The sequence below is a fragment of the Azospirillum sp. VT-I1 genome (genome assembly GCF_055698305.1).
Window position 1 is genome coordinate 456,388 of record NZ_CP168800.1, and the last position, 22,289, is coordinate 478,676.

The window sequence follows — 22,289 nt, forward strand, 5'->3', positions numbered from 1 at the left end:
GTCACGGGCCTAGGTATCACGGGCCTGTGGAAGCGTCCTTTGCCGCGAATTCGCGGGCGAGGCCGATGAACGCCCGGAAGGCGGCCGACGGGTTGCGCCGTCCAGGATAATAGAGGCAGAGCCCGGCCCGCGGCGGTGTCCAATCGTCGAGGACACGAACGAGGCGGCCCGCCGCGATATCGGCCCGCACGTCCGGTTCCATGAAGAAGCCCAACCCGATGCCGTCAAGGACGGCGATCCGCGCAAGACTGGCCTCGTCCAGGGTGATCGGTCCGTCGACGTCGATCTGCGCCGCCTGTCCGTCCTTCTCGAACTGCCAGCGGTAGAGAGCCCCGTTCGGTAGGCGGACCCGGATGCAGCGGTGGTCGAGAAGGTCGGGCGGGACCCGCGGCCTGTCACGCTCCACGAAATAGGCTGGCGAGCCGACGACGGCAAATCGCTGCGGCCGGCCCAGGGAGATCGCGATCATGTCGCTGGGCACGAGATCGGCCACCCGCAGGCCGAGATCGAAACCTTCGGCAACGATATCCACCAGCCGCCCTTCGGTGACGAGATCGACATGCACCTGCGGATGGCGGCGGAGGAACTCCAGCACCAACGGCGACAGGATCTCGCGTGCCGCCGTCGCGAAGGCGTTGATACGCAGCGTGCCTGAAGGAACCGTCTGCTGCGACCGCACCGCCTCCAGCGCGCCGTGGATGTCCTGCAGCGCCGGGCCGACCTGATCGACGAACACCCGTCCGGCATCGGTCAGCGACACGCTCCGCGTCGTCCGGTTGAACAGACGGACGCCCAGGCCGGCTTCGAGCTTGCCGATGGCGTTGCTGAGCGCGGTCGCCGACATGCCCAGCTCCAGCGCCGCGGCGCGAAAGGATCCCCGGCGGGCGATGGCGATCACCGCATCCAGGTCGTTCAGTTCAGGCCGGTGCATTGTCCCAGAATCCGAAATTTCGCATCCAGATTTATCCCGGTTATCGGGACACGCGTCCAGCTTCACATTGGAGGGGACAGAGCAAAACCCGATCACAAGGAACCGCGCAATGACACTCCCCTCATCGAATCAAGCCCATATCGACGACGCCGGGACGAACGAACGAATGATCCCGTTCATCGATCTCAAGGGCAAGCGGACGCTGGTCACCTCGGGCACGCGCGGCGCGGGAGCCGCCACGGTCCAGCTGTTTCGCGACCTCGGTGCCCGCGTGCTGACCGCCGCCCGATCCCGGCCGGACACGCTCAACGAGGAAATGTTCGTCTCCGCGGATCTGACGACGCCGATGGGTTGCGCAGCGCTGGCCGCCGCCGTGAGGGAGCGTCTTGGGGGAGTCGACGTCATCGTTCACATGCTTGGCGGATCCTCCGCCCCCGCGGGCGGCTTCGCGGCGCTGAGCGACGAGGAATGGCGGAGGGAGCTGGATCTCAACCTGATGCCTGCCGTCAGGCTCGACCGCGAACTGGTGCCGGCGATAGTGGCGCAGGGGCACGGCGTGGTGATCCATGTGACCTCCATCCAGCGCCAGCTGCCGTTGCCGGACGCGACGACGGCCTATGCCGCCGCGAAGGCCGCGCTCTCGACCTACAGCAAGAGTCTTTCGAAGGAAGTCTCGCCCAAGGGCGTGCGCGTGGTGCGCGTCTCCCCCGGCTGGATCGAAACCGAGGCATCGGTACGGTTCGCGGAGCGGCTCGCGAAGGATGCCGGCACCGATTACGAGGGCGGCAAGCGGATCATCATGGACTCGCTCGGAGGCATCCCGATCGGCCGGCCGTCGAAGCCGGAAGACGTTGCCAACCTGATCGCCTTCCTCGCCTCCGACCGCGCGGGGACGATAACCGGCACCGAATATGTCATCGACGGCGGCACGATCCCCACCGCCTAGGACCCTCCCACCGGAGCGCCGGACGAGGTTAGCGGCAGCGGACGAATTCCGCCGCAAAGGTCGCGGGCGGGGCCATGCGCAGGATCAGCCGGTCGAAGCGTGCCGAGTCGGCGGGCAGCAGCCGCAGGGTGGCCAAAGGCTGTTCAGCCGCCTCCGCCGCGCCCTCCGGCGGCAGGGGCTGCACGGTCACCTCCTGCACCGGGTCGCCGTCGGCCGGCAGCCTGCCGGTCAGCGGGAACTGGGGCACCCGCTCATCCACGGCGTTCAGTTTGCGGTCGGCACCGATCTCCAGATAGGAGCTGCGGCAATCGTCGATGGCGGTGCGGTCGTTGGGATCGGCCTTGGCCCAGCGGCCGCCCAGCGCCGCCATCGTCGCCTTGCGGTTGACCGGCGGCACCGGAACCTGCGGCGCCACGAATCGCGGTGCGGCGGCCCCGGTGACGGCCAGGGGCAGGTCGGCGACCGGACGCGACCGGGCCAGTCTTTCCGCCTCCAGCGCCGCGGTGCGCTGGCGGATGACGCGCATCAGGCAGTCGGTGCGGGACTTGGTCGCCTTGGCATCGGCAAGGTCGGCGGCGGTCACCGGACAGGCATCGTCGCGCCGCGCCCGCCAGACGGTCTGGCCGGCTTCGATCGCCGCCCTCCCGGTCGCGTCGGTGGTCGCCCCCAGCGCCTCCATAGCAGCCTCCATCGCCGCACCCGCCGATGCCAGACCGGCGTCGCGGCAGAGCAGCTGCGCCGACGGCGTTTCCGCCGCATCGCAGGTCGGCGCGGCGGCGTCCGGGGCGGGCGACTGCGCCGGCGCCGGGGTCGCCGCCAGCATCGCGAGCATGGAGCCGGCGGCCAGGAGACCGCTCACCAGGGACAGGGCACGCATGGCAGGAAACCTTGGATAATGGTGAGGCAGGGCGTCACGAAGCGGGGAAGGCTTCCAGCACGGCCTTGACCTGACGCTGGAAATCCTGGTCGGTGCGATAGCGCGTCACGACCGACTTGTCACGCTCCACGAAAAACAGCATGTCGTCGCGGCTGGGCAGCGCGCGCGGGTTCGGCTTCTCCAACAGCTCGCCGTTCCAATCGACCCGCGCCATGAAATAGACCGCGCGGGCGAACAGCATGAACAGCTTGTTGTCCGGCGCCAGCTTCTCCCGCCTCAGCAGCGCGAAATAGTAATAATTTCGGCCATGGAAGTAGTTCGTGTGGATCGCCTGCAGCGCCGCGAAACGCTCGTCGGGGTTGTTGACCTTCTTGATCTGCTTTTCCAGCTTGAAGCCAGCGAAGAAATATTCCCTCGCCTCATGCTCGAAGGAGAAGGGGCTGCCCTTCATCAGGGCCATCTGTTCGCCATACCGCTTCAGCGCGCGGGTCATCAGCAGTTCGATGAACCGCTGTTCCGCCGCCAGCGCGTCGGGGATGTTCGGCAGCATCTCGAACACGTGGCGCAGGTGATAGGGATGGCGCACCACCACGATGGGAACCGACAGCTTCTTCTGCTTCACCGGCGCCCGCTTTTCCGCCACCAGCGTCACGGCGGGCGACAGCGACGCCATGGTCGCCTGGATGGTGTCGTACAGCTTCCAGCGCAGCCGGGTCTCCGCCGACTGGCTGCCCAGATTCATCCGGGCGAGGAAGCGCTTCACCCGGCTGCCGAACGTCTCCTTCGGCAGCTTGTGCGTCGGCAGGTTCGGCACCACCAACGGGTTGCCCAATATGTCGGCCGGCGGGGGCAGCGGCTTGAAATTGAAGTATTTCCCGGTGACGACGCCCCGTCCGGCGCCGCCGTTGCCTGCGTCGCCCATTCCACCCATCCCACGGTTGCCGCCCAATATCGAAGAAGCCGCCACCGACACCATCCGGACGCGAGACCCCGCCGCAGCGATACCCCATTCGCTTAGGATATAAAGGGTAACGCGAACGGAAGAAAGCCGCGGCGCGAGTCATCGGCAACTTCGTGACTTTTTCGCAACTGCGGTAGGATCGGGGACGGGCCGCCCTGTCGGGGCGGATTTTTCGGTGTTACCGTTGCAGCGGCGACCCCGGACCAAACCGGGGCGCGAACATCATCGAACAGGCATGAGGCGGGGTTTTCCATGGCGATCCACGTCGCGCTGAACCACAAGACGATCTATCGCTACGACCGGCCGGTGTCCCTCGGCCCGCAGATCATCCGTCTGCGCCCGGCGCCCCATTGCCGGACGCCGATCCTCAGCTATTCGCTGAAGGTCACGCCGAAGCAGCATTTCCTGAACTGGCAGCAGGACCCGCAGTCCAACTTCCAGGCCCGCTTCGTCTTCCCGGAAAAGACGCGGGAGTTCATCGTCGAGGTCGATCTGGTCGCCGAGATCGCCGCGATCAACCCCTTCGACTTCTTCCTGGAGGAGAAGGCGAGCCACATCCCCTTCGCCTACGAGGACTGGCTGCAGCGTGAGCTGCGCCCCTATCTGGAGACGGAGGAGCCGGGGCCGGAACTGGCCGCGTACCTCAAGGCCATCCCGCGGGAAAAGACGCCGACCATCAATTTCCTGGTCGCCGTCAACCAGCAGCTTCAGCAGGACATCGGCTACGTCATCCGGATGGAGCCGGGCATCCAGACCTGTGAGGAGACGCTGACCAAGCGCACCGGGTCCTGCCGCGATTCGGCGTGGCTGCTGGTGCAGATCCTGCGCAACCTGGGCCTCGCCGCCCGTTTCGTCTCCGGCTATCTGATCCAGCTGACCGCCGACCAGAAGGCGCTGGACGGTCCGTCCGGTCCGGAGAGCGACTTCACCGACCTGCATGCCTGGACGGAGGTGTTCCTGCCCGGCGCCGGCTGGGTCGGGCTCGACCCCACCTCCGGCCTGCTGGCGGGCGAGGGGCACATCCCGCTGGCCTGCACCCCCGACGCCTCCTCCGCCGCCCCCATCTCCGGCATGGTGGACGAGGCGGAGGTCGATTTCGGTCATGAGATGTCGGTCACCCGCATCTACGAGGCGCCGCGCGTCACCAAGCCCTACAACCCGCAGCAATGGGCGGCCATCGAGGCGCTGGGCCACCGGGTGGACGAGGACCTGAAGGCGGAGGACGTCCGCCTGACCATGGGTGGGGAGCCGACCTTCGTCTCCATCGACGACATGGACGGCGCCGAATGGAACACCACGGCGCTGGGTCCGCAGAAGCGCAAGATGGCCGCCGACCTGATCCACCGGCTGATGGCCCGCTTCGCCCCCGGCGGCCTGCTGCATTTCGGCCAGGGCAAATGGTATCCCGGCGAATCGCTGCCGCGCTGGGCGATGACCGTCTACTGGCGCCGCGACGGCGAGGCGCTGTGGGCCAACAGCGACCTGCTGGCGCGCGAGGACACCGACTACGGCCACACCGCCCAGGATGCCGGCGTCTTCCTGATGGCGCTGGCGAAGCGGCTGGGCATCGACCCGCAGCTGGTGCTGGGCGCCTATGAGGACCCGTGGCACTACCTGCGCAAGGAATCCCAGCTGCCCATCAACGTCGATCCGCTGAACAGCAAGCTGGAGGACAAGGAGGAGCGCGAGCGGCTGGCCCGCGTCTTCACCCGCGGTCTGGCGGAGCCGGTGGGATTCGCCCTGCCGATCAACCGCCGCATGACCCAGCAGGGACCGGTCTGGCTGTCCAGCACATGGCCGCTGCGCCAGGAGAAGCTGGTGCTGATCCCCGGCGACAGCCCGGTCGGCTACCGCCTGCCGCTGGGCTCGCTGCCCTGGGTGTCGAAGTCCGACTATCCCTATGGCTGGGAGACCGATCCGTTCGAGGAGCGCGGTCCCCTGCCCCCGCATCCGGTGCAGCGCCGGCAGGAGGTCCGCGGCGCGGTCCAGGAATCCGACCGCGGCGTCCACACCGACAAGCGCATCGCCCAGCGCCAGCGCATCATGGCGGAGGTGCGCGACGAGCTGCCGGAGGAAGGCAAGTCGGCTTGGTGGATCGTCCGCACCGCCCTGACCTGCGAGGCGCGCAACGGCCGCCTGCACCTGTTCATGCCGCCCATGAGCACGCTGGAGGACTATCTGGCGATGCTGGCGGAGATCGAGGCGACGGCGGTCGAGCTTGACATGCCGGTGGTCATCGAAGGCTACCAGCCGCCGAAGGACCCGCGCCTGAACTCCCTGGCCGTCACCCCGGATCCGGGCGTGATCGAGGTGAACATCCACCCGGCCCACAGCTGGGACGATCTGGTGCGCAACACCATCGCGCTGTACGAGGATGCGCGCCAGTCCCGCCTGGGGGCGGAGAAGTTCATGATCGACGGGCGCCATTGCGGCACCGGCGGCGGCAACCATGTGGTGATGGGCGGCGCCACCGCGGCCGACAGCCCCTTCCTGCGCCGGCCCGATCTGCTGCGCAGCCTCATCACCTACTGGCAGAACCACCCTGCCCTGTCCTACGTCTTCTCCGGCCTGTTCATCGGCCCGACCAGTCAGGCCCCGCGGGTGGACGAGGCTCGCGACGACCAGCTCTATGAGCTGGAGATCGCCTTCAACCAGATCGACCAGGCGGCGGCGAGCGGCAACTGCCCGCCCTGGCTGGTGGACCGGGTGCTGCGCAACCTGCTGGTCGACGTGCAGGGCAACACCCACCGGGCGGAATTTTGCATCGACAAGCTCTATTCGCCGGACAGCTCCACCGGGCGCCTCGGCCTTGTCGAGTTCCGCGCCTTCGAGATGCCGCCACATGCGGAGATGAGCCTGACCCAGCAGCTTCTGATGCGGGCGCTGGTCGCGCGCTTCTGGAAGCATCCCTACAAGGGGCGGCTGGTGCGCTGGGGCACGGAGTTGCATGACCGCTTCATGCTGCCGCACTTCGTCCAGCAGGACATGGCCGACGTGCTGCAGGACCTGCGCGACCACGGTTACCCGCTGGAGGACAGCTGGTTCGCGCCGCACTTCAACTTCCGCTTCCCGGTCTACGGCCATGTCAGCCAGCGCGGCATCACCATGGAACTGCGCATGGCGCTGGAGCCCTGGCACGTTCTGGGCGAGGAGCCGGGTGGCGGCGGCACGGTGCGCTATGTCGACAGCTCGGTTGAGCGGGTGCAGGTGCGCGTCACCGGCCTGATCGACGCCCGCCACGTCATCACCTGCAACGGCCGGCGCGTGCCGCTGATCCCGACCGGGGTGGAAGGCGAGTTCGTCGGCGGCGTGCGCTATCGCGCCTGGCAGCCGCCCTCCTGCCTGCATCCGACGATCCCCGTCCACACCCCGCTGATCTTCGACATCCTCGACAGCTGGGCCGGCCGGTCTATCGGCGGCTGCACCTATCACGTGATGCATCCGGGCGGCCGCAACTACGAGACCTTCCCGGTCAACGCCAACGAGGCGGAAGGGCGCCGTCTGGCCCGCTTCTTCCCCTTCGGCCACACCCCCGGCCCGATGGACGTCCCGGCGGAGGAACGCAACCCGCAATTCCCGATGACCCTGGACCTGCGGCGGGGATAAGCCCTCCTCCCATGCAACCGTTCCTTCCCCCCAGGGAGAGGAACGGTTGCATGACCGCTGCGACATCAACTTTTCAGCGCCATAACGCGATATATTTTCGCGCGCAAATATTATCGGTAGTACCCTCTTCGGTCGAAGGCCCATGCGCTACGCCACCGAGAAGGGAACAATAGGGATGAAAACTCCCATTTACGCGACCCTGGCCGCCACCGCGCTGCTGCTCGCCTCCTGCGCCGAGCCGCCCAAGCCGCCCCGCCCCGTGCCGGTGAAGCCGCCGACCGAGGTCAACGGCCTGTGGTATCTGGACCAGGGCTGGTCGCAGGAAGCCCGCCAGTGGTACTACACCACTACCCAGGGCTCGCAGATCATGCGCTATGACTGGTTCATGGCGCTGGAGGATCCGCAGACCAAGCAGCCCTTCGTCAAGAGCATCACCCGCTACGGCTATCCGGCCAACACGTCGGCGACCTGGAACCCCGACCTGCTGCCCGTCGGCTTCGTCAAGGACACCGATCCCGACAAGACCGAATGGTTCGGCATGACCTGCGCCGCCTGCCATACCGGCGACGTGACGGTGAACGGCAAGACCATGCGCATCGACGGCGCGGTCACCACCGGCGACCTCTACGGCTTCATCAGCGGGCTGAGCAACGCGGTCCACACCACGGTGACCAGCGACGCCGCCTTCCAGCCCTTCGCCACCCGCGTGCTGGGCGCCAACGCCACCGACCAGCAGAAGCTGGCGCTGTACGACGCGCTGAAGGACTTCGACCGCTCCTTCGCCGATTTCGTCGCGGCCAGCAAGCCCGACACGCCCTGGGGGCCGATGCGCACCGACGCCTTCGGCATGATCTTCAACCGCGTGTCGGCGATCGACCTGAACCTGCCGAAGAACAACCGCGCGCCGAACGCGCCGGTCAGCTACCCCTACCTGTGGGACGCGCCGCACCAGCCGCGCGTGCAGTGGAACGGCCTGCTGCCGAACGCCACCGCCTTCGATGCGCTGGGCCGCAATGCCGGCGAGGTGCTGGGCGTGTTCGGCAAGGTGACGCTGAAGCCGCCGGCCGACGCTGCCCACTATTACTACAAGTCCACGGTCCGCGGCCGGAACCTTGTCGACATGGAGAACCAGCTGCGCAAGCTGCGGTCGCCCGCTTGGCCGGACAGCTTGGCCGGCGACGTCGACATCGTGAAGGCCGCGGCCGGCGAGCCGATCTACAAGGAAAACTGCGAGAGCTGCCACGCCATCCTGCCGCGCGGCGAGACCTACACCACGGCCCCGATCCAGATGGTGCCACTGTTCAACTGGGCGAAACCGGACGATGCGGTCGCGGTGGTCACGGCCTTCACCACCATCTGCACCAAGGGCGTCGATGCCGCGGTGGCGGCCAAGATGATCACGGTCAACTACGACGCCGATCCGAAGATGGCGGTCGATGCGCTGTGCCGTAAGGTCGACACTGGCGCCATCGCCAACGTCGCCATGCCGCCGCAGCTGCTCGGCGGCAAGCCGCTGGCGAACCCCGACCTCGCCGCCAACCTGCTGTCCAACGCGGTGATCGGCGCCATCTTCGGCGATCTGGTGCGCGAACCGGGCCTGCTGGTCGACCTGATGAAGGGCGACAACGCCCCGGCGCCGTGGCTGACCGCCAGCGCTCCTGCCGGCTGGTCGCCGGAGTCCCAGGCGAAGGGCGGCACGCTGGACACCACGCCCTTCGTGAAGCCGGGCGCCAAGCAGACCGCCGACCACCAGAAGGTGATCGCCGCCCTGACCGACCGCGGCCAGACCAAGCCGACCGTGGGCTCCGTCCCGGCCGGCGGCAGCGCGGCGAAGGCCCAGGCGAAGGCCGCCGCCGCTCCCGCCAAGGCCGCCGCCAGCGCCACCGCCCCCTCCGACGCGGAGGCGCTGGCCGCCACCATCAAGCAGCTGATGGCCTACAAGGCGCGTCCGCTGGACGGCGTGTGGGCGACGGCGCCCTACATGCACAACGGCTCGGTCCCGAACCTGTATGAGATGCTGCTGCCGGCGTCCCAGCGGTCGGCGACCTTCCGCATGGGCAGCACCTCCATCGACCCGGTCAAGGTCGGCGTGGATTCCTCGGCGGCGGGCGCCACCTTCGTCTATGACACGACGAAGCCCGGCAACCGCAACACCGGCCACGAGTTCGGCGCCGGCCTGACCGACACGCAGCGCTGGCAGCTGCTGGAGTACCTGAAGACGCTCTGACCGTCAGCGCCTTCCCGCAACATCCGGCAAGCCGGAGCGTCGCTATACGCGGCGCTCCGGTTTTTTCTGTCGGAGCTGCGCGCCCCGATCCATCCGCCGGCGAACGGATCGCCACGGATTCTTTCCTCTTTCGGATGGGTCCGCCGGCCGCCAGCCTTGCATCGCAGCACGCGGACGTTCAGACTGTTGCTCCGTTCATAGGCAAAAAGCACCAGTCAGACCTTGTCCCAGCCCGATCAGCCCTTCCGCGCGCCGGCGCCCGTGGTCCCGTCGGGCATGCCGCCGGTTCCCTTCACGCAGGGATCGCTGTTCGGCGAGGCCGACGCCATCGGCTATGGCTCCGGTCAGGTCTATGACGAAATGGTGACCGGCCAGGGCCGGCTGCGGCCGCACTGGCAGACCTTCATGAGCACGCTGGGGCCGCTCGACGCCGAACAGATGGCGGAACGGTGGGAGGAGGCCCGGCGGCTTCTGCACCAGAACGGCGTCACCTACAACATCTATGGCGACCCCAACGGGATGGAGCGGCCATGGCCGCTCGACATGATGCCGCTGCTGCTGCCGGCGCATGAATGGAAGGCCGTCGAATCGGGGCTGATCCAGCGCGCCTCGCTGCTGAACGCCATCCTGACCGACCTGTACGGGCCGCAGACCCTGACGCGCTATGGCCGGCTGCCGCCGTCGGTGATCCATGCCGACCCGGGATTCCGCCGCGCTGTCCACGGCATCCGCGTGCCGAACGACGTCCACCTGCATTTCTACGCGGTCGACCTCGCCCGCGCGCCGGACGGGCGCTGGTGGGTGCTGTCCGACCGCACCCAGGCGCCCAGCGGCAGCGGCTACGCGCTGGAAAACCGCGCGGTGATCGCCAAGGTGCTGCCCGACAGCTTCCGCCATTGCCAGGTGGAGCGGCTGACCGGCTTCTTCGACACCTTCAAGGAAACGCTGCTGTCCCTGGCGCCGCGCGGGAACGGTTCCGGCGGCCTGCCGCGCGTGGTCCTGCTGACCCCCGGCCCCTACAACGAAACCTATTTCGAGCATGTCTATCTCGCCCGCTACCTCGGCCTGACGCTGGTTGAGGGGGCGGACCTGACGGTGCGCGACCGGCAGGTGTTCCTGAAGACCCTGTCCGGGCTGGAGCAGGTGGATGTCATTCTGCGCCGGCTCGACGCCGATTTCGCCGACCCGCTGGAACTGCGCGCCGACAGCTCGCTGGGTGTCGCCGGACTGATTGAGGCGGTGCGCGCCGGCAATGTGGTGGTGGCGAACGCGCTCGGCTCCGGCCTGATGGAATCGATGGCGATGAAGTCGTCGCTGCCGACGCTCTGCCGCCATCTGCTGGGGGAGGAGCTGCGGCTGCCCGGTGTCGCCAGCTGGTGGTGCGGCAACGATGCGGAGCGCGCCTACGTCATCGACCATCTCGACGGGCTGGTGGTCAAGCCGGCCTTCCCCTCGCTGTCCTTCGAACCGATCTTCGGCGCCCAGCTGTCGGCCGCCGAGCGGTCGGCCCTGATCGAGCGGATCAAGCGGCGCCCCTGGTATTTCGTGGCGCAGGAACAGATGGCGCTGTCCACCGCCCCGGTCTGGCAGGATGGACGGCTGCAGCCGCGCCCGCTGGTTCTGCGCGTCTTCCTCTGCGCCACGCCCAGCGGCGGCTATGCGGTGATGCCCGGCGGGCTGACCCGCGTGTCCAGCGAATCCGGCCGACTGGTGGTGTCGATGCAGAGCGGCGGCGGCAGCAAGGACACCTGGATCCTGACGCCGCGGCGGACCGACGTCGCCTCCACCCAGCCGCGCCCGGCACCGGCGACGGAGCCGACGGCCAGCGGCGCCCGCCCGTCCGCCAACGACCTGCCCAGCCGCGTCGCCGACGGCCTCTATTGGCTCGGCCGCTATGCGGAGCGGGCGGAGGGGGCGCTGCGCCTGCTGCGCGCGACGCAGAGCCGGCTGATCGACAGCAACATGCCCGGCGCCACCGCACAGCTCCGCCCGCTGCTCGACCTGCTCAGCTCGCTCGGCATGATCCCGGCGGAGATGGCGCGGGTGACGGAAAGCGGCGCCAACCGCGGCCTGCGCGAGGCACTGTACGCGGCGGTGACGGATCCCGACCACCCCAACAGCCTGCGCGCCCAGGTTCTGCGCCTGCACCGCACCGCCTATTCGGTGCGCGACCGCCTGTCGATGGACATGTGGCGGGTGGTGTCGGCCATCGACCGCCAGACCCAGCCGCCGAAGGGGCGGATGGACGCGGCGGCGCTCCTGCTGCGGCTGGACGACGTGATGATCACGCTGGCCGCCTTTTCCGGCCTGGAGCAGGAAAGCATGACGCGCGGCGCCGGCTGGCGCTTCCTCGACATCGGGCGGCGGATCGAGCGGTCGCTGCACATGATCGCGCTGATGCGCGGCGTCCATGTCGCCGACCTCGACCGGCTGGAGGAGCCGGCGCAGGCCGCCACGCTGGCGGTCCTGCTGGAGTTGGGCGAGAGCGTGATGACCTACCGCGCCCGCCACCTGACCAGCGTCCAGCGCGGCTCCGTGCTGGATCTGCTGCTGTGCGAGGAGGCCAACCCCCGTGCGCTGGCCTTCCAGCTGGCGGCGCTGGACCGGCACATGCGGGCTTTGCCCAGCCAGGGCGTGGGCACCGGCACCGACCCCACCGGCGGGGCGCTGGCCATCGTCGCCGCCGCGCGCAACGGGTTGGAGCGGTCCGACGCGTTGGCCTCCGGCGAGGCGCTGCGGGCGCTGCTGGACACGCTGGCGATGTCGCTGCCGGACGTGTCCAACTTCCTGGCCCATGCCTATTTCAGCCATGCCTTCGCACGATCGGCCTGACCCGATGACCCCTCCCCCGCTTCCCGGCGGCAGCGGCCTCTCCACCCGCTACCGCGTGCGCCACGCCACCTCGTACGACTATGGCGAGGATGTGCCGATCTCCCACCATCTGCTGCACCTGACCGCCCGGCCGCACCCGCGCCAGCGCATCCGCCGCGCCATGCTGACCATCGATCCGGTCCCGGCGGTGCGGACGGAGCGGGTGGACTATTTCGGCAACACCGTCACCTATGTCGCCGTGCAGGAGCCGCACCGGACCTTCTCCGTCGTCGCGGAGAGCGAGGTGGAGGTGTTCGAAACGCCGGTGCCGGCGCCCGAGGCATCGGCCCCCTGGGAACAGGTGCGCGACAGCCTGCGTGGCCTGTCCGGCCCGGACGACGGGGCAGAGGTCACGCAATACTGCTTCGACAGCACTCTGGTCGCTTCCAGCCCGGAACTGCTGGACTATGCGCGGGGCAGCTACACTCCCGGCCGGCCGGCGGTGGCGGCGGCCATCGACCTGATGAACCGCATCAACCGGGAATTCGCCTTCGACCCCACCGCGACGACCGTCGCGACGCCGCTGGCGGCGGTGATGCGCAACCGCCGCGGCGTTTGCCAGGATTTCGCCCACATCGCCGTCGGCTGCGTCCGCGCCATGGGGCTGCCGGCCCGCTATGTGTCGGGATACCTGCGCACCCTGCCCCCGCCGGGCCAGCCGCGGCTGGTGGGCGCGGACGTCAGCCATGCCTGGGCGTCGGTCTGGTGCGGGGCCGGTGCCGGCTGGCTTGACATCTGCCCGACCAACGCCTGCATTGCCAACCGCGATTTCATCACCATCGCCTGGGGCCGCGATTACGACGACGTCAGCCCGGCCCGCGGCGTGCTGGTCGGCGGGGCCGGCCATGGCCTGACCGTCAGCGTGGACGTCGAACCGCTGGCGGACTGAGCCGCGCCGCCTGTCGCCGCCTTCTTGCCTTAAGCCTCCAGCGGCAGGCCGAGCATGCGGTGCAGCGCTTCGCAGATGACGCGCGGGTTCACCGGCTTGCTGAGGATCTCCAGCGGCTTCCAGCGCTCGTGCTTCAGGTCGCTGTCCTCGGTCAGATAGCCGGTCATCACCACCACCGGCAAGCTGGCGTCCCGGTCGCGGATTTTGCGGATCAGGGTCTGGCCGTCCATGCGCGGCATGCGCAGGTCGGTCACCAGTGCATGCACCTGCTCACGGCCATAGCGTTCCAGCGCTTCCACCCCGTTGGCCGCGACGGTCACGCGGAAGCCCTTGAGCGACAGGAAATCCTCCAGCGCCATTGCCGCGAGGGCTTCGTCCTCCGCGATCAGGATATGGTACGGATCAGGCATGCGACAGCTCCCTGTCGGATTGGGATACCGGCTGGCTGGGCAGGGTTATGGTGAAGCGGACGCCGCGCCGCCCGTCTTCCAGGTCGACATTGCGGGCATCGATGCGGCCGCCCATGCCGTCGATGATGCCGTAGCCGATCGACAGGCCGAGCCCCGATCCCTTGCCGACCTCCTTGGTGGTGAAGAAGGGGTCGAAGATCTGGGGCAGAACCGACGGGTCTATGCCGCCGCCGTCATCCGTCACCTGGATGGCGACGGTTTTCCCGTCCCGGTCGTCGCTGACCGCCACCATGATGCGCCCCGCCTCCCGGCCCGTTGCACGAAGTGCGACGATTGCGTCGCGCGCGTTCGAAAACAGGTTGAGGATCACCTGCTCCAATTCAAGTGGACGACCGGTCACCGGGAGTTGCGCCGACGTGGCACTCTCAATGATCTCGATGTCTTCCAACGCATACTGGTGGCGCACCAGTTCCACCGCGCTCTGGACGCAATGGGCGGGGGTGAAGGCCTGCATGCCGCCGCCGTCCCGCCGGCCGAAGGTGCGGACATGGTCGATCAGCTTTGCCATGCGGTCGGTCTGCTCGATCACCAGGGTCAGCGACCGTTCGGCACGCTGCGGCTCCAGCAGGTTTTCCCGCAGGCGGGACAGCATGTTCTCCGTCCACAGCCGGATGATGTTCAGCGGCTGGCTCATCTCGTGCGCCATGCCCGCGGCCAGCGTGCCCAGCGTCGCCAGCTTCGAGGTCTGGACCACCTCGGCCTGCAGCCGCTTGCGCTCGGTCACGTCGCGGCCGCTGCCCAGGATCTGTACGACCCGCCCGGCGGCGTCCTTCACCGGGACCAGCATGGTGTGGAAGACGCGCTGGCCGATCGGCAGATCCAAGGTCTCTTCGTAATCGATGCTCACGCCGCCGTCACGGCAGGCGGTGTAGCGGGGGATGACCTCATCCGCCACCTCCGGCGACAGGGCGTCGCGGACGCGGCGGTCGCGCAGCTGCTCCGGATCCAACCCGCTGGCCCGGGCCAGCGCCGGGTTGATCGCCTCATAGGCGAAGTCGCCGTCGGGCAGGACCTGGACGATGAACAGCGCCTCCGCCAGATTGTTGAAGAAGCCGGTGTAGCGCGTTTCCATCTGGCGCCGGATGGCGATCTCCTGCTCCAGCGCGCGGTTGGTCGCTTCCAGCTGCTTCGGGCTGGGCAGGGCCAGAAGGCGCGGCATCAGCCACCACAGCGTTGCCGCGGTCCCCAGCGAGGCCAGGGCGGTGACCGCCTTGATCAGCCCCTCCAGCACGTAATCGGGGCTCCACAGCGTCCAAACCATCATGAAGTGGGTGGTGCCGCAGGCGATGATGAACAGGGCGAACAGGATCGCCATCCAGCCGAATTCGACATCGCGCCGCCGCATGACGAAATAGACCAGGGCCACCGGGATGGAGAAATAGGACAGGCCGATCAGCATGTCCGACGCGACATGCAGAGCCAGGATGTCGGACCGCCAGAGCAGGCAGACGCCATGCGGCACGAAGCCGCTGGTGTCCAGGAGTTCGTTCAATCCCAGCGCCATGTCCGCCTCATTTCCGACCCTGTCCGTCCGACGGAGGCCATTGATTACGTGTCGAAACCGTTAAGCGTACCCGCACAAGTTCCGACACCGGACAGGCGCCGTCAAGCCGTCCGTCCAGCCGGGGAGACCGGTACGCAGATTGTCTTGTGTCGTGGAGCGGTGCCCGCCCCCGGGCTTTGCCGGGGGCGGGCGGCAGGGACGGCGTGATCTCCGTCAGGCCGCGGTGTGGACCTTGCGGTTCTGTTCACGCGTCTTCAGGAAGCGCAGGGCCGGGAAATCCTCCTGCGCGCGGTTTAGGTGCCAGGCGTTGCGGGCCAGGAACACCAGGGCGCCGTCATGGTCCTCCGCCAGCGCCGAACGGTTCAGCTCGATGAACTTTTCCAGCTGGGCCTTGTCGTCGGTCTCGACCCAACGGGCGGCGTCCAGCCCGGCGCCCTCGAAACGGGCGGCGATGCCGTATTCCGCCTCGATGCGCGAGGCCAGAACCTCGAACTGCAGTTGGCCGACGACGCCGACGACCCAGTCGGCACCGGTCAGCGGCTTGAACACCTGCGAAGCGCCCTCTTCGGCGAAATGCTCCAGCGCCTTGCGCAGGTGCTTCACCCGCATCGGATCGTCCGGACGGACGCGCTGCAGCAGTTCGGGCGCGAAGCTGGGCACGCCGGTGAAGCGCAGATCCTCGCCCTCCGTCAGCGTGTCGCCGATGCGCAAGCTGCCGTGGTTGGGGATGCCCATGATGTCGCCCGGCCATGCCTCCTCCGCCACCTCGCGGTCCCGGGCCAGGAACAGAACGGCGTTGTTCACCGCCATCAGCTTGCCGGAGCGGATATGCTTCAGCTTGGCACCGCGCTTGTAGCGGCCGGAGCATAGGCGGACGAAGGCGATGCGGTCGCGGTGGTTCGGGTCCATGTTGGCCTGGACCTTGAACACGAAGCCGGTGACCTTCTCCTCGTCCGGCTGGACGGTGCGCGGATCGGCCGGCTGCGGGCGCGGCGGCGGGGCGTTTTCCGCCAGACCGGACAGCAGCTCGCGCACGCCGAAATTGTTGATGGCGGAGCCGAAATAGATCGGCGTCAGATGGCCGGCGCGATAGGCCTCCAGGTCGAAGGCCGGCATCAGGCCGCGCGCCATCTCCACCTCTTCGCGCAGCTTGGCGACGGCGTGGGCGGGCAGCAGCTCGTCCAGACGGGGATCATCCAGGCCGTTGCACTCGATGCCCTCGTCGATCTCGTCGCCCTTGCTGCGGTCCATCAGGATCAGCCGGTCGCGGATCAGGTCGTAGCAGCCGAGGAAGTCGCGGCCCATGCCGATCGGCCAGCTGGCCGGCGTGACCTCCAGCGCCAGCGCGCTCTCGATCTCCGAGATCAGGTCGAAGGGATCGCGGGCCTCGCGGTCCATTTTGTTGCAGAAGGTCATGATCGGCACGTCGCGCAGACGGCAGACCTCGAACAGCTTCAGCGTCTGCGCCTCGATGCCCTTCGCGCCGTCGATGACCATCACCGCGCTGTCGACCGCGGTCAGCGTGCGATAGGTGTCCTCCGAGAAGTCCTCGTGGCCCGGCGTGTCGAGCAGGTTGAAGGTGCGCCCCTCATAATCGAAGGTCATGACGGAGGCGGTGACGGAGATGCCGCGCTCGCGCTCCACCTTCATCCAGTCCGACTTGGCGCGCCGCTGCTCGCCGCGCGCCTTGACGGCGCCTGCCATCTGGATGGCGCCGCCGAACAGCAGCAGCTTTTCCGTGAGCGTGGTCTTACCGGCGTCGGGGTGCGCGATGATGGCGAAGGTCCGACGGCGGGAGACGGCGTCCTGAAGTTCGGACATGCGCGGGTCCCGTGACTTGAAAGGCGTGATTCGGTACGAACGGCGAAAGGGCCGACAGGCGAAACTCGCCCATCGGCCCCCGTCGCATTACATAGCAGTGCCGGCCCTGGGATTCCAGAGCCTTGGGCCTTTGCTTACAGGGCCAGCTCGGCGATCTGCACGGCGTTCAGGGCAGCACCCTTCAGCAGCTGGTCGCCGCAGACGAACAGGTCCAGGCCATGGTCGCCGAACACCAGATTGCTGCGGATGCGGCCGACCTCGACGTCATACTGTCCGGTGGCGTTCAGCGGCATCGGATAGGCGCCGGCGGCGGGATCGTCCACCACCTTCACACCGGCCGCATCGGCCAGAACGGCGCGCGCGGCGTCCGGCGTGACCGGCTGGATCGTCTCCAGCGTGATGGCTTCGGAGTGGGCGCGGTAGGTCGGGATGCGGACGGCGGTGCAGCTGACCAGCAGGTCCGGGACCTCCATGATCTTCCGCGTCTCCCACGTCACCTTCATCTCCTCCTTCGTGTAGCCGTTCTCCTGGAAGGCGTCGATCTGGGGGATCAGGTTGAAGGGGATCGGGTGGCGGAACACGCTGTTGGTGACCGGCTTGCCCTCCAGCTGGTTGCGCGTCTGCTCCTCCAGCTCGGCCATGCCCTCGGCGCCGGCGCCGCTGGTGGCCTGATAGGTGGAGACGATGGCGCGCTTGATGCCGAAGGCCTTGTGCAGCGGACCCAGCGCCACGACGGCGATGGCCGTGGTGCAGTTCGGGTTGGCGATCAGGCGCGAGCCGTTGGCGTACGCTTCGCGGAAGACGTGGGCGTTGATTTCCGGAACGATCAGCGGGATGTCGGCGTCGTAGCGGAAGGCGGAGCTGTTGTCGATCACCAGCGCGCCGGCCGAGGCCAGATCCTTGGCGTGCGCCTTGGCAAAGTCGCCCGACACCGCCAGCAGGACAACGTCATAGCCCTTCACCACCGCGGCGTCGAACGCCTTCAGGGTCAGGGCGCCGTAGGGGGTCTCCTGCACCTTGCCGGCCGACCGCTCGGAGGCGAACAGGCCGAGTTCGGCGACCGGGAAGTTGCGGTCGTGCAGGACCTTGACCATCTCGCGGCCGACGGCGCCGGTGGCGCCGACCACGGCGACGCGGAGGGACTTGGAGGAAGCGGAGGCGTTGTTGCTGCTCATGTCGGGGTTCCGTCCTGTCTATCGCACTGTTGATCGGACCGGCCTATCGGTCGTTCGGACAGCGGACCCCGGATACGACGAGGCCCCGTCCGTTGTCCGGCGGGGCCTGCCTCGTGGAAGAAACGCTGGTCGATCCGATCAGCACGCACCACGACGCTGCCCGCCGAAGCGAGTCGCTTTTTTGGTCGTAGTGGTGGTGATGGCCTTGCGGTTCATGCTGGTTGTCATAGCCCAATGGAGGGGGCTTGTAAAGCGCCGGTTGCGGTTGGGTGTTCGCTGTGGATTGCCCCTCCCCGACCCTCCCCGCTTCGCGGGAGAGGGAGTTGAGTGCGGGAGCGGCGGAGTTCCCTCTCCCGCAAAGCGGGGAGGGTTAGGGAGGGGGCAACCCCCTTACCGGAACCCCTCGCCGTCATGGTTGGGCTTCACCGGGTGTACGTCCCAGATTTCCCCGGCATACTCGTTGACCGTACGGTCGGACGAGAACCAGCCCATGTTGGCGGTGTTCAGGATGGCCTTGCGGGTCCATTCCTCCGGGTCGCGGTACAGCTGCATCGCCGCGTCCTGGGCCCGGCAATAGTCGGCGAAGTCCGCCGTCACCAGGAAATGGTCGCCGCCGTCGGTCAGCGCCTGGACGATCGGGTGGTAGCGGTTGCGGTCGTCCGGCGAGAAGGCGCCGGTGGAGATCATGTCGAGCGCCCGCTTCAGGCTGGGGTTCGACGCGATCACCTCGCGCGGGTTGAAGCCGCCGCTGGCGCGCAGGTCGTTCACCTCGTCCGCGGTCATGCCGAAGATGAAGATGTTGTCCGCACCCACATGCTCGCGGATTTCGACGTTGGCGCCGTCCAGCGTGCCGATGGTCAGCGCGCCGTTCAGCGCCAGCTTCATGTTGCCGGTGCCCGACGCCTCCATGCCGGCGGTGGAGATCTGCTCAGACAGGTCGGCGGCCGGGATGATGATCTCCGCCGCGGTGACGTTGTAGTTCGGCAGCAGCACGACCTTCAGGTTGTCATGCACCGACGGGTCGTGGTTCACCACCTTGGCGACGTCGTTGATCAGTTTGATGATCAGCTTGGCCATGTGGTAGGACGGCGCCGCCTTGCCGGCGAACACCTTGGTCACCGGGACCCAGCTCACCGTCGGGTTGTCGCGCATCTCGTTGTACAGCGCGATGGTGTGCAGCACATTCAGCAGCTGGCGCTTGTACTCGTGCATGCGCTTGACCTGGACGTCGAAGATGCTGTCGACCAGCACCTCCTCGCCGGTCTGGCGGGCGATGTAGGCGGCCAGACGCTTCTTGTTCTTGCGCTTGGCCCGGCGGAACTCCTCGCGGAACACCACGTCGTCGGCCTTCTCGCGCAGGGCCGCGATCTGCGACAGGTCGGAGATCCAGCCTTCGCCGATGCGGGTGGTGATGAGTTCCGACAGGGCCGGGTTGGCCTGCTTCAGCCAGCGGCGCGGGGTGATGCCGTTGGTCTTGTTGTTGATGCGGTCCGGGAATTCCTGGTGGAAGTCGGCGAACACCGTCTGCTTCATCAGCTCGGTGTGCAGGGCCGACACGCCGTTGACCTTGTGCGAGCCGAGGAAGGCGAGGTTGCCCATGCGCACGCGCCGCTCGCCGCGCTCGTCGATCAGAGACAGGCGCGACAGCTTGGCGTTGTCACCCTCGGCACGCGCCTTGGTGCGATTCAGGAACTTGGCGTTGATCTCGTAGATGATCTGCATGTGGCGCGGCAGCACCCGCTCGATCATCCGCACCGGCCAGGCTTCCAGCGCCTCGGGCAGCAGGGTGTGGTTGGTGTAGGCGAAGGTGGCGCGCGTGATCTCCCACGCGTCGTCCCAGCGCAGCGCATGCTGGTCGACCAGCAGACGCATCAGCTCGGCGATGCCGATGGCCGGGTGGGTGTCGTTCAGCTGGATCGCCGCCTTGTTGGGCAGATTCTCGAAGCTGGAATGATGCTGCAGATAGCGGCGCAGGATGTCCTGCAGCGAGGCGGAGGTGAAGAAATACTCCTGCTTCAGCCGCAGCTCCTTGCCGGTCTCCGTCGCGTCGTTGGGATAGAGGACGCGGCTGAGGTTTTCCGACAGGATCTTCTGCTCGACCGCCTTCATGTAGGCGCCGTCGTTGAAGTGGCCGAAGTTGAAGTCGCGGGTGGCGCGGGCCGACCACAGGCGCAGCGTGTTGATCGTCTCGCCGCCGAATCCGACGACCGGCGTGTCATAGGCCATCGCCAGCACGCGGTCGGCATCGACCCAGCGATAGGCGCGCTCGCCGACGCTGTCGCGGAACTCCTCGACGCGGCCGTAGAACTGGACCGGGTACAGCACCTCCGGACGGGCGAATTCCCACGGGTTGCCGAACTGCAGCCACTGTTCCGGATACTCGACCTGCCAGCCATTCTCGAAGCGCTGCTCGAACAGGCCGAACTCGTAGCGGATGCCATAGCCGTAGCCGGGCAGCCCCTGCGAGGCCATGCTGTCGAGGAAGCAGGCGGCCAGACGGCCGAGGCCGCCATTGCCGAGCGCCGCGTCCGGCTCCGCGTCGACCACGTCCTCCATCGACAGGCCCAGGCGGTCGAGCGCCTGCCGGCATTCGTCCATGATGCCCAGGTTCGACAGGCTGTTGGTCAGCAGCCGCCCGATCAGGAACTCCAGGGACAGGTAGTAAACGCGCTTGGCGTCTTCCTGGTAGTAGCTGCGCGTCGTATCCATCCAGCGGTCGACGACGCGGTCGCGCACGGCCAGCGCCACGGTGTGGAACCAGTCGCGGCGGGTGGCGGCGCGGGCATCCTTGCCCACCGAATAGACAAGCCATTCCAGGAACGACCGTTTGAGGCCGTCGACATCCAGGCTGCGGCGTTCGATGTCGCGAGATTTAAACCGAGCGTCCATGTCCTGACTTTCTGCTTGAAAGGCCAATGGGAGCGGGCGGCTGGAAGGACAGCGCTCCAACAGGGGGCCAACATGGGGGGAAGTGTCGGCGCTGTTGGTTAAACAATGCTTTCCCCACGCGGACCATACCGTCGTTTCACTGTGGTAAAAGGGAGTAGAGTCGCAACCCCTCCCCTTTTTCCCGTCAACGATGCGTCACGAAATCGATCCTGTCCACTGCGATGCAACATGCATCGTCATCCGCCGTGCCACAGCGGCAGACATTTCCGCGCTTCTGGCGATCGAGGAGCAGAGCTTCGCGACCGACCGGATGACGCGGCGCAACTTCCGCTATGCAATCCTTAAAGCAAAAGGTGTGGTCCTTGTGGCCGACTGCCAAGTGGGCGGCTGCCCGTCCGACATAAGGAGTCGGCCGGTCGCCTACGGCATGCTGGGCTTCCATGCCGGAACCCCCTTTGCCCGCCTCACCTCCTTCGCCGTGGCGCCGGATAGCCGGGACCGCGGGATCGCCCGCCGCCTGCTGGCGGCGCTGGAGGACGCGGCGGCGGCCCACGGCTGCGCCGGACTGCGGCTGGAGGTCCGGGCGGACAACGGGGCGGCGATTGCGCTCTATACCGCCGCCGGCTTCCGCCGCTTCGCCGTTTATCCCGCCTATTACGAGGACGACATGGCGGCGCTGCGCCTGGAAAAGCCGCTTCCGGCACAGGCCGCGGCCGCTTCCTGACTGTTGCGCTCCGGCACCGCCGGGCGCGTTCGGTGGTGGTAAGCCCGCGAAGCGGAACCGCCACCGGAATCGCCGCGATCTGCCACCGAAGTCACTCTTTCCGAATCCGGCGGTGGAACATCCGCGACCGACGGCGCGTTTAGCTCCCGACACGATCAACGACGGGCAACAACGGGACCGCCTCAATGACGCCACCGCCGACCGGATCGTTCCGCGACACCCGCCAGGGACTCCCACGGGGATTGCCGGCCCTGGTCCCATGACGGGCCGGCCGATGGCATCCCGCCGGGCCGCCTGACGCCGCAAGACTTAGAAAAACAGCTTCGACACTCAGCCTTTCGAACCGGCGACGCAACCCTCGCGCGCCGGAACGCCAAACGCCGTCCCTGCCTGGTGCC

14 protein-coding genes are annotated in these 22,289 nt (G+C 67.7%); 6 read left to right on the forward strand and 8 right to left on the reverse strand.

Annotation, left to right across the window (positions count from 1 at the left end; genetic code table 11):
• Positions 1-16 precede the first annotated feature (16 nt).
• A complete protein-coding gene (locus AB8P05_RS02175; protein ID WP_472758620.1) occupies positions 17-931 on the reverse strand; it encodes a LysR family transcriptional regulator in 915 nt (304 codons plus the stop codon).
• A 166-nt stretch (positions 932-1,097) separates the two neighbouring features.
• Between AB8P05_RS02175 and AB8P05_RS02180 the strand changes: the two genes are divergently transcribed.
• Positions 1,098-1,877 (forward strand): SDR family oxidoreductase, encoded by a 780-nt coding sequence (locus tag AB8P05_RS02180; protein ID WP_472758621.1) that lies wholly within the window; start codon positions 1,098-1,100, stop codon positions 1,875-1,877.
• Between the two features lie 28 nt (positions 1,878-1,905).
• Here AB8P05_RS02180 and AB8P05_RS02185 read toward each other — a convergent pair whose 3' ends face one another.
• Both AB8P05_RS02185 and AB8P05_RS02190 read right to left on the reverse strand, forming a co-directional pair.
• Positions 1,906-2,754, reverse strand: a complete 849-nt coding sequence (locus tag AB8P05_RS02185) for a lysozyme inhibitor LprI family protein (RefSeq protein WP_472758622.1) — start codon at positions 2,752-2,754, stop codon at positions 1,906-1,908.
• 34 nt (positions 2,755-2,788) lie between these two features.
• Positions 2,789-3,676 carry a hypothetical protein gene (locus tag AB8P05_RS02190; RefSeq protein WP_472758623.1) on the reverse strand — a complete coding sequence of 296 codons (888 nt, stop codon included), beginning with the start codon at positions 3,674-3,676 and terminating at the stop codon, positions 2,789-2,791.
• A 291-nt stretch (positions 3,677-3,967) separates the two neighbouring features.
• On the opposite strand from AB8P05_RS02190, the gene AB8P05_RS02195 reads away from it, so the two are divergent.
• From AB8P05_RS02195 to AB8P05_RS02210, 4 genes are all read left to right on the forward strand, one after another.
• A complete protein-coding gene (locus AB8P05_RS02195) occupies positions 3,968-7,321 on the forward strand; it encodes a transglutaminase family protein (protein ID WP_472758624.1) in 3,354 nt (1,117 codons plus the stop codon).
• A gap of 175 nt (positions 7,322-7,496) precedes the next feature.
• A complete protein-coding gene (locus AB8P05_RS02200) occupies positions 7,497-9,548 on the forward strand; it encodes a di-heme-cytochrome C peroxidase (protein ID WP_472758625.1) in 2,052 nt (683 codons plus the stop codon).
• A 222-nt stretch (positions 9,549-9,770) separates the two neighbouring features.
• Positions 9,771-12,380, forward strand: coding sequence for a circularly permuted type 2 ATP-grasp protein (locus AB8P05_RS02205; RefSeq protein WP_472758626.1), 2,610 nt, complete (start codon positions 9,771-9,773; stop codon positions 12,378-12,380).
• Between the two features lie 4 nt (positions 12,381-12,384).
• Positions 12,385-13,308 (forward strand): transglutaminase family protein, encoded by a 924-nt coding sequence (locus AB8P05_RS02210; protein ID WP_472758627.1) that lies wholly within the window; start codon positions 12,385-12,387, stop codon positions 13,306-13,308.
• Positions 13,309-13,337: 29 nt separating this feature from the next.
• Here AB8P05_RS02210 and AB8P05_RS02215 read toward each other — a convergent pair whose 3' ends face one another.
• The 5 genes from AB8P05_RS02215 to AB8P05_RS02235 all read right to left on the reverse strand — a co-directional run bounded on the left by AB8P05_RS02215 (position 13,338) and on the right by AB8P05_RS02235 (position 21,167).
• Complete coding sequence (locus AB8P05_RS02215; RefSeq protein WP_472758628.1) at positions 13,338-13,718, reverse strand: response regulator; 381 nt, start codon at positions 13,716-13,718, stop codon at positions 13,338-13,340.
• A complete protein-coding gene (locus tag AB8P05_RS02220; protein WP_472758629.1) occupies positions 13,711-15,282 on the reverse strand; it encodes a sensor histidine kinase in 1,572 nt (523 codons plus the stop codon). Before AB8P05_RS02220 ends, AB8P05_RS02215 begins: the two co-directional genes overlap by 8 nt.
• A gap of 213 nt (positions 15,283-15,495) precedes the next feature.
• Positions 15,496-17,103 (reverse strand): peptide chain release factor 3, encoded by a 1,608-nt coding sequence (locus tag AB8P05_RS02225; RefSeq protein WP_472758630.1) that lies wholly within the window; start codon positions 17,101-17,103, stop codon positions 15,496-15,498.
• A 134-nt stretch (positions 17,104-17,237) separates the two neighbouring features.
• Positions 17,238-18,278, reverse strand: a complete 1,041-nt coding sequence (locus tag AB8P05_RS02230; RefSeq protein ID WP_455171686.1) for an aspartate-semialdehyde dehydrogenase — start codon at positions 18,276-18,278, stop codon at positions 17,238-17,240.
• Between the two features lie 390 nt (positions 18,279-18,668).
• A complete protein-coding gene (locus AB8P05_RS02235) occupies positions 18,669-21,167 on the reverse strand; it encodes a glycogen/starch/alpha-glucan phosphorylase (RefSeq protein ID WP_455171687.1) in 2,499 nt (832 codons plus the stop codon).
• 364 nt (positions 21,168-21,531) lie between these two features.
• On the opposite strand from AB8P05_RS02235, the gene AB8P05_RS02240 reads away from it, so the two are divergent.
• Positions 21,532-21,891 (forward strand): GNAT family N-acetyltransferase, encoded by a 360-nt coding sequence (locus tag AB8P05_RS02240; protein ID WP_472758631.1) that lies wholly within the window; start codon positions 21,532-21,534, stop codon positions 21,889-21,891.
• Positions 21,892-22,289: the final 398 nt, after the last annotated feature.